Genomic DNA, 16,661 nt, shown 5'->3' with positions numbered 1-16,661 from the left:
TATTAAAGTTTGACATTTAATCCCATCATGAATGTTCTTGGTCTTGGGTAATACCCTACGTCAACACCAGATGAAAACTTTTGGTCATCGTTTGAAGATCCAAATCCAATTTCCGGATCCATACCGTCATATTTTGTAAATGTGTAAAGATTTAATACCGAGAAGTACACTCTGAACTGGCTTGCAAAAAATGGTTTTGATTGTTTCATTTTTGCTAAATCAAATCCTAATGTTACCGTATTGATTCTTAAGAAATCTCCTTTTTGAGTATACAAATCTGAGAACTGTGTAAAGTTTCTGTTGTCTTCTGTTACTCTTGGAACTGTGTTTGAAGAACCTTCACCATGCCAACGATCTAAGATTGCAGAAGTATAATTTCCGTAAGCTCCTGACTGATTTCTGTACGATTGTACGATTTCGTTTCCTGCAACTCCATTTGCATTAAGTGAGAAATCAAAAGCTTTATAACTAGCAGATAAAGAGAAACCATAAGTAAAATCCGGATTTGGTTTTCCTATATTGGTTTTATCTGAAGCATCTATTTTATCATCGCCGTTTGCATTTACATAAATTAAATCTCCAGGCGCTGCATTAGGTTGCAATACTACTCCGTTTGCAGATTTGTAGTTGTCAATTTGTTCCTGATTCTGGAAAACTCCTCCTGTTTTGTATCCCCAGAAATAACCTAACGGATATCCGTTTTGCGCTCTGTAGAATTCACCTGCATTGTCATAAAGTTCATTGCTTAATCCGTGAATAATACCGTCTGCGTTTGGAATTTGTCCAACTGTATTTTTATTATAAGCTCCGTTTACACTTACATTATAATTAAAATCTCCAATTTTATTTTGGTAGCTTAAGCTTAACTCAACTCCTTTATTTACTACATCACCACCATTTACATATGGAGCATCTGCACCGGCAGTTGCCAAAATTGGTGCTAAAATCAACCAGTCTTTATTTGTTTTGTTGTAAACATCAAAAGTAACATTCAATGCATTGTTTAAGAATCTTGCATCAAAACCAAAATCAACTTGTTCTGATGTTTCCCATTTCAAATCAACATTAGATAATCTGTCCGGATAAGCTCCAGGAGTAAGAATACCTTCTTTATCACCATAAATATAGTTGGTGTTATTTGATTTTATTGTAGACAAATATTGAAATGCTCTTGCATTCTGATTTCCAACTTGTCCCCAGCTTCCTCTAAGTTTAAGGAAATTGATCCAGCCTGCATTTTTCATGAATTCTTCGTTGGTAACAATCCATCCGGCAGATACTGATGGGAAATAACCCCATTGATTTTCTTTAGAAAAAATAGAAGATCCATCCATTCTAAAAGTGGCATTCAAAAGATAGGTTTCTCTAAAGTTGTAGTTCAGTCTTCCAAAATAAGACATTCTTTTTGTTTCTTGCTTTTTACCTTTTAGGGCAATTTTAGCTCCGTCTTTGTTTGTCGTATTATCTAACCATGCATGCTCTAAGTCATTAAAAACTGAATCTGCATTTGTAGCTTCAACCGAAGTTCCATCATAAGTAATAGAAGAAGTTCCTAACATTGCTTCAAAATGGTGACTATCGGCAACATTAAATTTATAAGTTGCTAAATTATCCCAGGTAAGGGTTTTACCTTTGTTCATGTTTTGATTTACTTTATCAAAAGCAGTGTTTGCATAAATCGATAATCTGTAAACTGGTGTATAAGAATGTCCTTCGCCAGCGTAGTAATCAAGTCCTAAAGTAGTTTTGAATGTCAGGTTTTTGATTGGCTCAATTTGCAAATACACATTTCCAAGTAATTTTTGGTTGTTATTTTCATTTTGATTGTTATAAACCATCAATGCATATGGATTTGCCTGACCTGCCAACCAAGGTTCTGTATTGTTTGTAGTATCATAATAATTGCCTTTATCATCGTACATTGGCAATAATGGAGAAGCCTGGAAAGCACTTCTTAAAGAATTGTTGTATTGATTTCCAACACCAATTCCGTTTTTATTAATATAAGCAAAACTTAAATTTTCACCCAATGTTACCACATCTTTGTATAATTTATGTTCTGAATTGAATCTGAAATTGTAACGCTCATAGTTCGATAAATCGCCTCCGCCTACAACTCCTTCTTGTCCTAAGTAAGACAATGAAGTAGAATAAACCGAAGTATCTGAACCTCCTGATGCACCAAAAGCAAAGTTTTTAGTTGCCGCATTATCAGTCACCATTTTATCCATCCAGTTGGTTCCTGCGCCTAACTGAGCAATTTGAGCATTTGTAAAATAAGGATTCTTCCCTGAGTTTACTGCTGCTTCGTTTAAGATAGTAGCATATTCTGTTGCATCTAGTAAATCTACTTTTCTTGCTACAGATTGTACACCATAATACTGATCAAATGTGATTTGTCCTGCTGATCCGCGTTTTCCTTTTTTGGTAGTTACCAAAATAACTCCGTTTGAAGCCTGCGAACCATAAATTGCTGCAGAAGCCGCATCTTTTAAAACAGAAATAGATTCGATATCAGAGTTGCTTAGATAAGAAATATCACCTGTCAATATTCCGTCTACAACATATAATGGAGTGGTTCCGCCTGTAGAACCTGCTCCTCTGATTACCACATTCAGACCTTCTCCCGGCTGCCCCGAAGTAGAAGTTACCTGTAAACCTGCTGCCTGCCCCTGAAGTGCCTGAAGCGCATTTGTAGTGTTTGTTTTAACAAGACTCTCACCGCTAACCTGAGTAACGGCATTGGTTACAAGAGTTTTCTTTTGAGAGCCGTATCCTACCACAACAACTTCTTTTAGTTCTGCTGTTTCTTCCTGTAAAACAACATTAAGTTTCGTTTGTGTTCCTACGGTAATTCTTTGTTTTTTGTATCCAATAAAAGTAAATACAAGCACATCGCCCGTTTTTGCTTCTATTTTATAATTCCCGTCAAAATCAGTTGCAGCACCAATTTTTGTTCCTTCGACTGCAACAGAGGCACCTGGAATCCCCATTCCATCTGAACCCGATGTTACATTTCCGCTTACAGATCGGGATTGTGCCTGAGCAAAACCTGACTGTATCATAAATAAGCTAAAAAACAGTGCCATACAAAACGGAAGCAGTGTTTTAATACAATATTTGCTTTTCATAATTAATAAGAGTTGGTTTAAATTAAGTTAGTTACGGTATAAATGATTAAAAGTGTAAGTCTTCTTTGATTTTTGATTCCCTAAAATTTCCAATTCAGTTGTATTTTCTTTCAATTACAGTCTAAAAAAGTACTATTTTTAAAACTTATAGTCAAACTGAACTTATCTTATGGTAAATTTGACTACAAGTGTAAAACTTTTTTTCTATTTTAGCAAAATATTAAGGGTATTTTTTTTCTATTCTGATTTATGCGATTGCATTTTTGCCAATCTAATAACGATATAGACTAAAGCCGAATAATAAATATTGAAAAAAAAGTGAAGTAGCATTTTGATAATCAATTCATTAAAGAGTTTCTAATTATAAAATCATTTTTATAGCAAAAACTCAAAAGACTGATAATCAATTTTTTGATTTGTTAAAAAAATATTAAGTAACCTATAAAGACAGTTATGCATTTTATTTGCTTAATTTGTCATAATTAATTCGCCATATGGATAAAAAAGTAGATGCCGAATCTGTTGCAAAAGCCGAACAAAATGCAATGAATGCAATTACTATTGACTGCGTTGTATTTGGTTTTGATGCAGGAAGTCTTGAAGTACTATTAGTACAACACGCAGAAGGAATTAGTAAAGGAAAATGGGGACTTCCGGGAGGATGGATTTACAAAAAAGAAAGTACGGATGATGCCGCGCATCGTTTATTAGATGAACTAACCGGTCTTGACAATATTTATCTGGAGCAATTAAAAGCTTTTGGAGATCCCGATCGTTTCCCGCTTCGTCGTGTTATTACGATAGGATATTATGCACTTGTAAAAAGAGAAGATTATAATATTAAAGCTGGTTTTACGGCATCTGATGCGAAGTGGTATAAGATTAACAATATTCCGGATCTAATTTATGACCATAACGAAATTTTATCTTATAGTTTAAGGCATCTTCGTAACCGTGTTCGTCAGGCGCCAATTGGATTTAATCTTTTGCCGGAAAAATTTACTTTATTACAACTGATGCAGCTCTATGAAGAAATCCTTGGAGTTGAAATGGATAAATCTAATTTTCGCCGAAAAATTCTTCACATGAAATTGCTGGTGGCTCTCGACGAAAAACAACAAGACGTTTCGCACAGAGCCGCAAAATTGTATAAATTTGAGCCGGATATTTATCAAAAATTAACCGAAAAAGGTTTTAACTTTGAATTTTAAAACCCTATAAAAAGTAATAAACAGCATCATTGGAAAATAATTCTATAACTGATAACAAAGCGACATCGCAAACTAACATGCCTGCTATTGAAGGTGTAACGGTAGATTGTGTAATATTCGGATTTAAGAAAGAAAGTCTCGAAGTGCTTTTGGTACAACATGCTATAGGAGAAAGTGAAGGAAGCTGGGGATTATTGGGAGGCTGGGTCAAAAAAGAAGAAAGCGCCGAAGATGCCGCACAAAGAGTTTTGTATGAACTGACGAGTCTGGACAATATTTATCTGGAACAACTTAAAGCATTTACCAATCCAAATCGGGTATTAGATCGTCGGGTTATTACAATTGGTTATTATACTTTGGTCAATCAGGAAGATTATAATGTAAAAGCGAGTCTTGCAGTAAGGGAAGCAAAATGGTGTAAAATCAATGAAATCCCGAATTTGATTTTTGATCATAACGAGATTTTAGATTTTAGTTTAATGCAACTTCGAAACCGTGTACGCCAGGCACCTATTGGTTTTAATCTCTTACCTGAAAAATTTACTTTATTGCAATTAATGCATCTTTATGAAGAAATTTTAGGAATTGAACTGGACAAATCTAATTTTAGAAGAAAAATTCTTCATATGAAATTATTGCTCGAACTTGATGAAAAACAACAGGATGTTTCGCATCGAGCAGCAAAACTGTATAAATTTGATGCTGAAATCTACAAGAAATTAACCGAAAAAGGGTTTAATTTTGAGTTTTAGGGTTTCTTTTAAATATCTCGAACCAACTATCGGGCAACTACATTTCAGAATCCAAAACTTTGCGCTATCTTTGCTCCTTAAAAGTGCACTCTGAAACAATTGTTGCAGTGCAATTTATACCCTGAAAATACTTAAACTCGCAAAGAGAATTGATATATTAAAATGAAGAAGATACGTAACTTTTGCATTATTGCACACATTGACCACGGTAAAAGTACATTGGCAGACCGCTTATTGGGCGCTACACAAACTGTTACAGCTCGTGAAGAAAAAGCACAATTGCTTGACAACATGGATCTGGAGCGCGAGCGTGGAATTACCATAAAAAGTCACGCCATACAAATGGAATATACTTATAAGGGAGAGGAATATATTTTAAATTTAATTGACACTCCTGGTCACGTTGACTTTTCATACGAGGTCTCTCGTTCGATTGCAGCCTGTGAAGGCGCGCTTTTGATTGTTGATGCTGCACAAAGTATTCAAGCACAAACGATTTCAAACTTATATTTGGCATTAGAAAATGACCTGGAAATTATTCCGGTTTTAAATAAAGTCGATTTACCAAGTGCTAACCCGGAAGAGGTTAGTGATGATATTATCGATTTATTAGGATGTAAATTGGAAGATATTATTCATGCTTCGGGAAAAACAGGTTTTGGTGTTGAAGATATTTTAGCTGCTATTATCGAAAAAATTCCTGCTCCAAAAGGAAATAAAGACGAACCTTTACAGGCTTTGATTTTTGACTCGGTTTACAATCCGTTTCGTGGAATCGAGGTAATCTTTAGAGTTGTAAACGGTGAAATCAAAAAAGGGCAAAAAATTAAATTCATGGCTACTGGCAATGAATATTTTGCTGACGAAATTGGAACTTTAAAATTAAATCAGGTTCCTAAAAATGTAATTTCTGCCGGCGATGTTGGTTATTTAATTTCCGGAATTAAAGAGGCAAAAGAAGTAAAAGTAGGTGATACACTTACGGATGCTAAAACGCCTACTACTAATATGATTACAGGTTTTGAGGATGTAAAACCGATGGTTTTCGCCGGAATTTATCCTGTAGATACTGAAGATTATGAAGATTTGCGTTCTTCTATGGAGAAATTGCAACTTAATGATGCTTCATTAGTTTTTACTCCTGAAAGTTCTGCTGCATTAGGATTTGGTTTCCGTTGCGGATTCTTAGGAATGCTTCACATGGAAATTATTCAGGAACGTTTAGAGCGTGAATTTGACATGACTGTAATTACTACAGTTCCCAACGTTTCGTATCTTGCTTACACTAAGAAAGATCCGGAAACTGCATTTGTTGTAAACAATCCTTCTGACTTACCTGAACCATCTCGTTTAGACAGAGTTGAAGAGCCATTTATAAAAGCTACCATTATTACAAAAGCTGATTTCGTAGGAAACGTTATGAGTTTATGTATCGAAAAGCGTGGTTTAATTACCAATCAGACGTATTTAACAACTGAACGTGTTGAATTGAACTTTGACATGCCATTGGCGGAAATTGTATTCGATTTTTATGATCGTTTAAAAACAGTTTCAAAAGGTTATGCTTCTTTTGATTATTCTCCTATCGGAATGAGAACTTCAAAATTAGTAAAACTTGACGTTCTTCTTAATGCTCAGACTGTTGATGCGCTTTCTGCATTGATTCACGAAGATAACGCGTACAATATTGGTAAAAAAATGACCGAAAAATTACGTGAGTTAATTCCAAGACAACAATTTGACATTCCGATTCAAGCGGCAATTGGTGCTAAAATTATTGCGCGTGAAACGATTAAAGCACTTCGTAAAGACGTTACCGCAAAATGTTATGGTGGAGATATTTCGCGTAAGCGTAAACTTCTTGAAAAACAGAAAAAAGGTAAAAAACGTATGAGACAAGTAGGAAACGTTGAGATTCCGCAAGAAGCTTTTATGGCTGTTTTAAAATTGAACGACTAAGTTTTTTTTAGAGAATAGAAGAAAGAAACAAGAATATAGATTAAACCCGATGACGTAAAAGTTGTTGGGTTTTTTATTTGTTTTCATGTTATTTTATTATAAGCCAAAACTTACAAAAACACAAAACAGTAACCTAATCAATTGATTTTTAACTCATTTAACTCAAAGCAATGTTAATTTTAAGATAAAATTGTATTTTTAATCCTACAACTTTTAAACATGTAAGATTATGAAAACCAAATTATCAGTTATTTTAGCGCTTTTCACATTTTCTTTTGTGAATGCACAGCAGGATCAAGTTGATTCAGAAATGAACACCGCAAAAGGTATCACTTTTAGTCATGGTGATATGTTTATTGAAGGTGCACTGCAAATTAGTACCGGAGGAGATCGCGATTATTATGCTTTTAATCCAAAATTTGGATATTTTCTCAACGACAAATTTGCTGTTGGAGCACAACTAAGCTTTTCCAGTGATAAATATGAATCAACAGATACTAAAACAAACATTTTTGGTATTGGCGGATTTGCAAGATATTATGTTTTAGAACTAGATAAAAAACGTTTTAAAGCTTATGGAGAAGTTGGCTTAGGTTATGGTCGAAATAAAATTGAAGACAATACCGGTTCTGATGACAGCAACAGTTTAACCGCCAATATTAATGTTGGTTTGAATTATTTCGTAACCAAAAACATTGCCGTTACTTTTACTCTGGCAAATATTTTATCTTATAATAGTGTTTCTCCAGAAAATGGACCTTCATCCAGTACTTTTGAATTAAACGTAAATTTATTCGAAAATATATTTGATCAGCCAAAGTTCGGATTATTATATAGATTTTAAAAATAAGATTGCTCAAACTGCAATTCTTAGATTTATATATCAATCTTTTCAAATAGAGTAATTAACCCAATAACAAATGTTATTGGGTTTTTTATTGGTATCTAATTAAATATGTGACTTTACAATAATTGCTAGCTGAATTATTAAATTTTAACAAAATAAAACTTTCTTTTATTTAGTAAATTTGTAAGTTTTAATTTACTTTTATAAAATTTAAAACATATTCTTAATTTAAACTATTTACTATGAAAACGAAACTAATTACTCTGATTGCGTTATTTACAATTTGCTTTGCCTCGGCACAGCAACAAGAAATTGAAACTGAATTACATTCGGCAAAAGGCGTCCAATTTGAAAAAGGGGATATGTTTGTAGAAGGTGCACTTTCTGTGAGTACAGCAAGTGATCAAAATCATTTTGGGTTTACTCCAAAATTTGGATACTTTTTAACAGACAAATTAGCTGTAGGTGCAGACTTGGGTTATTCTCACACAAAAATTAAGTCTACTGATCAAAAAGAATCAGTATTTGGTATTGGTGTATTGGCCAGATATTACTTTTTGCAATTAGATTCAAAACGTTTTAAAGCGTATAGCGAGGCTGGATTAGGGTATGGACGCAATACAACTAAATCTGCTGTTATCGATGACACAAATAATAGTGTAAAAGCAAATATATCGGTAGGTTTAAACTATTTTATTACCAAAAACATTGCAGCAACTTTTGTTTTAGCTGACGTTTTATCGTACAACAATGTTTCTGCTGGAGATCAACCATCAACAGATACTTTCAATTTAAACCTAAATGTGTTCCAAAATATTTTCAGCCAGCCAACATTTGGACTTTTGTATAAATTTTAAATTTTGCTGATTCAAAGTAAAAGCTGTCTCAATTTGGGACAGCTTTTTTGTTTATTTAAACCTATAACCTTTGTAACTTTGAACCTCTAACCGCTGAACCTAAAAAAAATGCTCGACGAATCTCCTAAACGATTTGACAGAATTGTTGCTATTCTAATTCAGTTGCAGTCTAAAAAGATTGTGAAGGCACAGGAATTGGCAGACCGTTTTGATTGTAGTTTAAGGACCATTTACAGAGACATTAGAACTCTTGAAGCTTCCGGAGTTCCTATTTATAGCGAAGCCGGAGTTGGTTATGCTTTGATGGAAGGTTATCGGTTACCTCCTGTAATGTTTACCCGCGAAGAAGTTAGCAGTTTTATAGCTGCCGAAAAGCTGATGCAGAAATTTACCGATCCTACTTTGGGAACGCATTATTCATCGGCGATGTTTAAATTAAAGTCGGTTTTAAGAAGTGCAGATAAAGATTATCTTTCGAATATTGAATCCAGAATTGTCATGCAAACTGCAGAACCAATGTTTAATGATAATTCACCTAATACTCTGGCGGTTCTTTTTGAAGGTATTGCAGAGAAAAAACAGATTCTTTTAACATACAAAACTTTTGAAAAGGACGAAACAACACAACGAAATCTCGAACCCGTTGGTGTATTTCACGATCATAACAATTGGTATTTTCTGGGATATTGTCATTTGCGACAAGATTATCGCCAGTTTCGAACCGACCGAATTCAGCTTATAAAAAAAACAGAACTTGATTTTACAATCGAACACAATTCACTGGAAACTTATTTAACTAAAAACGAAACGATTCCAACAACAAAAGTCCGAATCCTAATCGAAAAAAAGATAGCAAGGTATTTAGCAACCGAAAGAAAGTATCATGGCTATATCTCAGAGAAAGAAATTGACGAACATATCGAAATGACTTTTATGTCCCGGGATATAGAAAGTGCATTTCCGCGTTGGTTCTTAATGTTTGGAGATTATGCAACTATACTTGAACCTGAAATATTGAAAACGAAAGTTTTAGAATTAATTGAAGTCAACAAAAAAAGACTTTTATAAAAAAACTCCTAATGAAACCTTGTTTCATTAGGAGTTTTTTTATCTTTATTTCTGACCTTTTACAACATTATAAAAATTATAATCTGTATTTGAAGCATCGGTTATATCAATATTCCGGCCAATAGTCACAATTTGACCTCTATGATACGTACCATGATTGACAACTTGCAATAAATACTCCGAAAGCGGTAATTCGCATTCAAACCAGGGATTACTAATTTTAACTTCTTTTGCCAAAGCTTCTTCCGACAATGAATTAATAAAATCTGTAAGTTTTTGAGATGAATTCAGCAATCCGGCAAATACATCATCCGTAGACAACTCGCTAAGTTCTTTCTTTTCTGCCGGAGCAGTTTCTGAAATAACAGAAAACCAATATTCTTCCGTTGCCCAAATATGATCCAGTGTTTTCATTATACTTGAATAACTTGAAGCCACTTCTGCATTAAGCAAATCATCGGATTTAGGCGAAAGCCAATTTACAAATTGCTGATTTACCCATAAATTGTAATTAGCATAATTGGACATTATAGTCTTTAAACTCATAGTTTTTAAATTTAATTTTTATTGAACGAAATTCTTTGACTTTTAAAGTTAATTATCTTTCCCAGAAAAATGGCGGTTCGATATTTAATGCTCTTAAATATACATAAGCCTGACCTCTATGATGAACTTCATTATCAATAAAGTATAAGACATTCTGGATAATTGGAAATTCATACTGACCAAAAAGATTAAAAGTCTCGCTAAAATCCTCAACCGATAATTGCTCCCAATACGTATTGATTTCTGCAGTTGCTTCGTCCCACTTTTCCAGATATTGTGCTTTAAAAATAAGTTTTTCAGTCCCTTCCGTATAAGGCTCACTTACTCGATTTACAATTCCTTTAAGCGCCGGAGCTGCAATTGCCAAAAGTTCATCTACTAATTTAGCAAAAGGTCTCATTCCGCCAATAGAAAATTCAAAGAAATCCTTTTCCGGGAAAATTTCAATTAAACGACGAGTTAAAGCTCTATGACCTTGCCAGTGTTTCAATAAATCTTCTGAAGTAATTACTTGTGCTTCTAATGTTTTCATGATTTTAAAGTTTTAAATTTTTAATACTTCAAAAGTAAAATGGGCTGGTGACAACAGTTTGTCAGCAGGAAAAAAATAATTTTAAATTATTTTTTCTATCATTAATAATTAGTTCACAATACAGAATTTAGACGCACTGCAGTGCGTCTCTACAGACAATTCTTTTATAAAAAACCTTTGCATCTTTGAACCTTTGTGCCTTTGTAACTTAAAAAGAAAAATCCTTTGTACCTTTGCACCTTAATAACTTTGGAACTTAAGAGAAATGATTGAAGATAAAAATCCGCAGCGCACCAGTATAGCCCAATTGGGAGAATTTGGTTTAATTGAACATTTAACCAAAAATTTTGATGTTACGCAGGAATCTACTTTAAAAAGTATTGGCGATGATGCCGCAGTTCTGGATTTTAAAGATAAAAAAGTAGTAGTTTCTACCGATTTATTGATTGAAGGCGTACATTTTGATCTGGCTTACATGCCATTGAAGCATTTAGGATACAAAGCCGTTGTGGTAAACATCTCAGATATTTGTGCCATGAATGCAAAACCAACACAGATAACAGTTTCTGTTGCAGTTTCGAATCGTTTTCCACTTGAAGCTTTGGAAGAATTATTTGAAGGAATTACGCATGCAGCAAAAGAATATAAAGTTGATGTTATTGGCGGTGATACTACCTCATCTCAAAAAGGATTAATTATAAGCATCACTGCAATTGGTGAAGCATATGAAGATGAAATCGTTTATAGAAACGGTGCAAAACAAACCGATTTATTGGTTGTAACCGGAGATATCGGCGCAGCTTATATGGGATTACAGGTTTTGGAACGCGAAAAACAAGTTTTCCAGGTGAACCCAAACAGTCAGCCGGATCTTGATCCTTATACTTATTTGGTCGAAAGACAATTAAAACCGGAAGCACGTAAAGATGTTCGTACTTTATTGCACGCTCTTGAAATAAAACCAACTTCGATGATTGACATTTCAGACGGATTATCATCTGAAATTATTCATTTATGCAAACAATCAAAAGTGGGTTGTAATTTATACGAAGACAAACTGCCTTTGGATCCTCAGTTTATTTCAACTTGCGAAGAATTTAATATTGACAGCACCACAGTTGCGATAAATGGTGGTGAAGATTATGAATTACTGTTTACAATCGATATTAATGACTTCGACAAAATAAAAGGAAATCCGAATTTCTCTATTATCGGCCACATGGCAGACGAAAGCGAAGGAATACATCTTGTAACACGTGCAAACACAAAAATTGCTTTAAAAGCACGTGGATGGGATGCCTTGAGCGAAGAATAGGTAGAAACTCCAAATAAAAAATTCCAAATTCCAATCACTTAAATGCAATTGGAATTTGGAATTTTCACTTTTTTGGAATTTATCTTTAAAAAAGCCCCTTGCTTTTTGCTTCTTTCACCAATTCTTCGTCAGAACCGGTTCTTATCTTCAGCAAATCTTTTAAGTTTACTTTTCTCTTTTCTATTGCTCTTAAAGAAATAGGAATATAATGTGACATTTCTTCTACCAGCGTTCCTTTTGACAGATGAAATAAAATCTGCTTATCAAATTGGTCTATTTCTATAGCATTATGTGTAGACTGGTTCAGCATTTTTACAACCGACTGACTGTAGTATTTTTCATTTTTCATTACTTTATCAAAAGCATAAAGCAATTCATCAAAAGTTAAATCATTTTTTATCACCAGACCGTTGGGGTTAATTGTTCTAATGATGGTTTTAATTTTTAGCAACTCTGTATACATTGTAAGGAGGATAATTTTACAATGCGGCATTTTTTTCATAATCAACCTCGCCAGATCTTCACCCGAAAAAAGCTCTTTCTCTTCATAAGCCGGCATACTGATATCTAAAAAAGCAATATCAAAATCGGGAGTAGCCTCATCTTCCAGCAAATCATAAGCAGATCTGCAATCATAAGCCTGAGAAATAACAAAATCGTACTCTTTTGGATTGTACCGCGTAATTGCATTTTTATATCCTTCAATAATAAAAGGATGGTCGTCTACAATTAAAATATTTCGCTTAAGCGTTGGCGAAAAGGGAGTTGTGTCAAATGTCATTATTATTATGTAGGTTAATTTTTTGGTCGATTGGGACTTTAACTGTGAGAATTGTTCCTTCTCCTTTGGCAGATTTTATTGTAACTGTGCCCTTACATTCGGTTGCTCTGTATTGAATATTATGCAAACCTATTCCGTTTTTTGTTCTTTTTGTATTAAAGCCTATTCCGTCATCTGAAACAGATAAAACCAAATAATCGATTTCACTTTTAAACTCCACTATAATGATATCAGCTTTGGCATATTTATTACAATTCTGAAGTGCTTCCTGAACAATTCTATATAAATTAATCTTGACAATATTATCAACAAGCTCCCATTTTATATGGGGGTCAAATTTTGTAATTAATTTGGAATAATGCGTGTTTCGCTGATTTTCAAACAGTTTCTTTAAAATCGCAACAAAATTATTAATTAATTCTGATTTTTCTCTATTTAGATCATGCGAAATTTCACGAATATCCTCTTCTATATGCTTCAGTTCGGTTAAATACTTTTTTCTTTTTGATGCTGCCTGAGCTTCATCAACTTTATCTAAACTGTCTAAACTGATTCTTACACCAAACATTCGCCCCAAAACACCATCGTGCAATTCCTGAGCCACTTTTTTCTTTTCTTTAATTCGGGTTTGTTCGATCTCGTTTTGCTGAGAAATCATTAGATTATAGATATCCTCATTTGCAATCTGCTGCTGCTGTTTAAAAAGCAACTCTCTATTTCTAGCTTGCTGCGTTTTGTAAACATAGAAAAATAAACCCAATAATGTACAAATGCTAAAAACGTAAATTAAAGTTTTATTCTTTTCTTGTAAGTTTGAGTTTTGATCCTTTATTTCGTTGGTTTCATATTCGATACGGGAGAATTTCTCACCCATTTTTCGCTCAGCCTTCTGCAATTTTTCATTAAGCCCAATATATTCTTCGGAGTAACGCGAAGCATTTTTAGGATCAACAATTGCAATTTGTTTAAGAGCGTCTAATATATATCTTAATTTACTGGATTTCCTTGAAAGAGCTAAAGCTTGTTTCGAAAACTGAAGAGCTCTAAAAGTATCTTTTTTGAATGCATAATATTCAGACAGATGAATTTTATTTAATATAATTCCCGACTCCAACTTTAAACTATCTCTAATTTTTAAAGCTTCATAAAATTGTGATGGCAATTCAGTAAGTTCCTCTGATTTAAATTTGGCATACGCTAAATTGTCCAATAGCATTGCATAAAGAACTGTATAATCAGTAAATAAATCTTTTTCCTCTAATCCCTTTTTAAAATAAATTCTAGCCTTATTAAAATTATGCATGTTTAAATACACATACCCAATATTATTAAGGGAAGTTGCTTTTAATTGGAACTCTAATGGAATTGATTTATCTTCAAGCATAGATAATGCTTTGTTATGATACTCTAGTGCTTTATCATATTCTTCACGTTCATTATATATAATTCCAAGTAAATTATAACCATCATATAGAATATGGCTAACATTTTTTTTTGTTTTTAAAATATTAAGTGCTTTAAAAACTGTAATTTCACTTTCGAAAAAATCACCTTCCTTTAACTGTAAATCCGCTTTGCTTATAAAGGTCTTGGCTAAATTCAAATCATCACTAATTCCTAAATATATTTTTTCTGCTCTGAAATAATTTAAAAAGGCACTATCAGAAACCATTTGCGAGCGATAATAATCTCCCAAATAGGTATAGACTTTAGCAATACTTAATGAATCTTTGCTTTGTATAGATCTTTCAAGAATTAACTTTGAGACTTTTTGATAAGACTTTAAATCGTTCATATTATAATAACGATTGGCCACCTTAAAAAGGTTTACTCTATTAAGAGAATCATTTTTTTGAGCAATAATTATATCAAATGCTTTTTGATTATAATTTTGCTTGTATTGTAAAGGCAAATTAGCATCATTTGCTAATGACAAATAAATAGGCAAACTATCATTTGGAGATTTTACATTTTCATCTTTTCTACTTTTACTTGTACAGCCCAAAAGGACAAGAAATAAAAATAATAATATCTGAGAATGTTTTTTCAAGGTATAGTTTTTGATTTTTCTCAAAAATACTAAAACTATAGACATAAAAAAAGGTTGTCAAAAATGACAACCTTTTTTTACTATTTTATTATTTATTTAATTAGTCTAATTTTATGTTAGATTTTGTTAACTGGCTATCGGAAACAAAACTACTTAAGTGTTTCTCTGAATTAGCCTTTTTAGATGTATTATAAGCGTAGTCTGTCTTTTTATCTCTTTTTCCTGCCTGTCCACCAGTACCATCTGAACCCATTATTATAATATCAATACCTGCAAGATCTGTCTTTTTGTCTCTTTTTCCTGCTTGTCCACCAGTACCATCTGAACCCATCATTATATCAATTCCCGCAACTGCAGTATTTGTTTTTTCTGGAGCTTCAAATGAAGTTGCTACTGTTACTAAAGAAAATAATCCGAATATTAATGCTGCTTTTTTCATGATTTGAGGTTTTAAATGTTTTGTCTTTTTTTGTTTTTGGAGGTGATTGCGTTGTGCAAATCAGGGTGTAAAATTATACCCGGAAACGAAAAAAAAGTACATTAAAACCAGTGTTTATGGTAGATCATGCCCAAATGATAGTCACTGAGCGTCAAATACATGTAAACACTTTATTTTTAGATTTCTAAATAATTACCGTCTGCGATGTCTGCGATAATTGAATCAAGGTTTGCTTTGTAAGTTTTGGAAAAAGGAATCTTTTTTGGAGAGTTTTTAATATAACAAACGGAATTTCCGTTATGAATTCTGGCAATATAGTTTTGATTGATGATATAACTATTATGAATTCGAACAAACGGATGAACTAAAACACTTTCAAAATGCTTTAAAGTCTTAAATGCAGTAATCATTTCACCCGAAGCGAGGAATATATCGGTAGAATTATTATCGGCCTGAAAATAACAGATATCCGAAGCATTCATATAGCGATAATCTCCATACGATTTAACGCAGATAATAAGTGGTTTTTCGGCTTCAAAAGTTATTTTATGATCTGGTAGTACTACAGATTGAATTTCTTCTTTTAAATCGGAAATTTCTTTCCTTAAGCTAATTTGTTCAAAATCAGTGACATTAGCTATATTTTCTTCAAAATGAGTGTCTTTAGATTCTAAAAGGGTCTTTTGCAGTTTTAAAAGGGTCTTTAATAAATCTACGTGCGTTAAAGGTTTTAGAATATAATCGAAAACATTATACTGAATGGCATCAAAAGCCAAATCCTTTTTGGTTGTAGTGACAATGATTTTCGGAATAACAGATAAATATCGATATAGTTCACCAATAAATGCTAAAGACAAGTCGCTTTGTGAATTTTCCGGATCAATTTCCAGAAAAATAAAAGAAGGCCGGTATTCTAAAACCAAATTTAATCCCTGATTGTAATTCGTAGCAGAAGCTATAAAAGTTAATTCTGAAAAACCCTCTGCAACAATTCTGGTTTTCAAAATGCTTTCAGCGTCATTGTCAATAATGATGTACGAATACTTTTTCAATTTTTATTTTAATGATTTTTTAATGAACTTCGATTTGTATCTCTCCATTCATCTTTTAGCTTTAGTATATAAGGGGGCAAATAAAATTACTCATTTCACTATTACAAATCATTCATTGTTA

14 protein-coding genes are annotated in these 16,661 nt (G+C 33.0%); 7 read left to right on the top strand and 7 right to left on the bottom strand.

What is annotated here, in order from left to right; genetic code table 11:
• Nucleotides 1-2 precede the first annotated feature (2 nt).
• Nucleotides 3-3,131, bottom strand: coding sequence for a SusC/RagA family TonB-linked outer membrane protein (locus KHA98_RS19635; RefSeq protein WP_213259605.1), 3,129 nt, complete (start codon nt 3,129-3,131; stop codon nt 3-5).
• A gap of 494 nt (nt 3,132-3,625) precedes the next feature.
• Here KHA98_RS19635 and KHA98_RS19630 point away from each other — a divergent pair, with 494 nt between their 5' ends.
• From KHA98_RS19630 to KHA98_RS19605, 6 genes are all read left to right on the top strand, one after another.
• The gene (locus KHA98_RS19630; RefSeq protein ID WP_213259603.1) at nt 3,626-4,342 is read left to right on the top strand and encodes an NUDIX hydrolase; all 717 of its coding nucleotides are present in this window, start codon (nt 3,626-3,628) and stop codon (nt 4,340-4,342) included.
• A 77-nt stretch (nt 4,343-4,419) separates the two neighbouring features.
• Nucleotides 4,420-5,094 carry an NUDIX hydrolase gene (locus KHA98_RS19625; RefSeq protein ID WP_213259740.1) on the top strand — a complete coding sequence of 225 codons (675 nt, stop codon included), beginning with the start codon at nt 4,420-4,422 and terminating at the stop codon, nt 5,092-5,094.
• A gap of 162 nt (nt 5,095-5,256) precedes the next feature.
• On the top strand, nt 5,257-7,053 hold the full coding sequence (lepA, locus tag KHA98_RS19620; RefSeq protein ID WP_213259602.1) for a translation elongation factor 4: 1,797 nt from the start codon (nt 5,257-5,259) through the stop codon (nt 7,051-7,053).
• Between the two features lie 229 nt (nt 7,054-7,282).
• Nucleotides 7,283-7,897, top strand: a complete 615-nt coding sequence (locus tag KHA98_RS19615; RefSeq protein ID WP_213259600.1) for an outer membrane beta-barrel protein — start codon at nt 7,283-7,285, stop codon at nt 7,895-7,897.
• 245 nt (nt 7,898-8,142) lie between these two features.
• Nucleotides 8,143-8,757 (top strand): outer membrane beta-barrel protein, encoded by a 615-nt coding sequence (locus tag KHA98_RS19610; RefSeq protein ID WP_213259599.1) that lies wholly within the window; start codon nt 8,143-8,145, stop codon nt 8,755-8,757.
• Nucleotides 8,758-8,865: 108 nt separating this feature from the next.
• A complete protein-coding gene (locus tag KHA98_RS19605; protein ID WP_213259598.1) occupies nt 8,866-9,825 on the top strand; it encodes a helix-turn-helix transcriptional regulator in 960 nt (319 codons plus the stop codon).
• A 45-nt stretch (nt 9,826-9,870) separates the two neighbouring features.
• Here KHA98_RS19605 and KHA98_RS19600 read toward each other — a convergent pair whose 3' ends face one another.
• Nucleotides 9,871-10,371 carry a DinB family protein gene (locus tag KHA98_RS19600; RefSeq protein ID WP_213259597.1) on the bottom strand — a complete coding sequence of 167 codons (501 nt, stop codon included), beginning with the start codon at nt 10,369-10,371 and terminating at the stop codon, nt 9,871-9,873.
• A 52-nt stretch (nt 10,372-10,423) separates the two neighbouring features.
• The gene (locus tag KHA98_RS19595; RefSeq protein ID WP_213259595.1) at nt 10,424-10,903 is read right to left on the bottom strand and encodes a DinB family protein; all 480 of its coding nucleotides are present in this window, start codon (nt 10,901-10,903) and stop codon (nt 10,424-10,426) included.
• Nucleotides 10,904-11,168: 265 nt separating this feature from the next.
• On the opposite strand from KHA98_RS19595, the gene thiL reads away from it, so the two are divergent.
• Nucleotides 11,169-12,218 (top strand): thiamine-phosphate kinase, encoded by a 1,050-nt coding sequence (gene thiL / locus KHA98_RS19590; protein WP_213259594.1) that lies wholly within the window; start codon nt 11,169-11,171, stop codon nt 12,216-12,218.
• Nucleotides 12,219-12,303: 85 nt separating this feature from the next.
• Here thiL and KHA98_RS19585 read toward each other — a convergent pair whose 3' ends face one another.
• From KHA98_RS19585 to KHA98_RS19570, 4 genes are all read right to left on the bottom strand, one after another.
• Nucleotides 12,304-12,999 (bottom strand): response regulator, encoded by a 696-nt coding sequence (locus tag KHA98_RS19585; RefSeq protein WP_213259592.1) that lies wholly within the window; start codon nt 12,997-12,999, stop codon nt 12,304-12,306.
• Nucleotides 12,989-15,049 (bottom strand): ATP-binding protein, encoded by a 2,061-nt coding sequence (locus KHA98_RS19580; RefSeq protein ID WP_246522444.1) that lies wholly within the window; start codon nt 15,047-15,049, stop codon nt 12,989-12,991. Before KHA98_RS19580 ends, KHA98_RS19585 begins: the two co-directional genes overlap by 11 nt.
• A gap of 100 nt (nt 15,050-15,149) precedes the next feature.
• Entirely contained in the window at nt 15,150-15,488 is a 339-nt protein-coding gene (locus tag KHA98_RS19575; RefSeq protein WP_213259590.1) for a hypothetical protein, read from the bottom strand.
• Between the two features lie 176 nt (nt 15,489-15,664).
• A complete protein-coding gene (locus tag KHA98_RS19570) occupies nt 15,665-16,540 on the bottom strand; it encodes a LytR/AlgR family response regulator transcription factor (protein ID WP_213259589.1) in 876 nt (291 codons plus the stop codon).
• Nucleotides 16,541-16,661 lie beyond the last annotated feature (121 nt).

The sequence above is a fragment of the Flavobacterium branchiicola genome, assembly GCF_018383905.1.
GTDB classification, from domain to species: Bacteria; Bacteroidota; Bacteroidia; order Flavobacteriales; family Flavobacteriaceae; genus Flavobacterium; species Flavobacterium branchiicola.
This window is presented reverse-complemented; position numbering and strand designations above follow the sequence as displayed.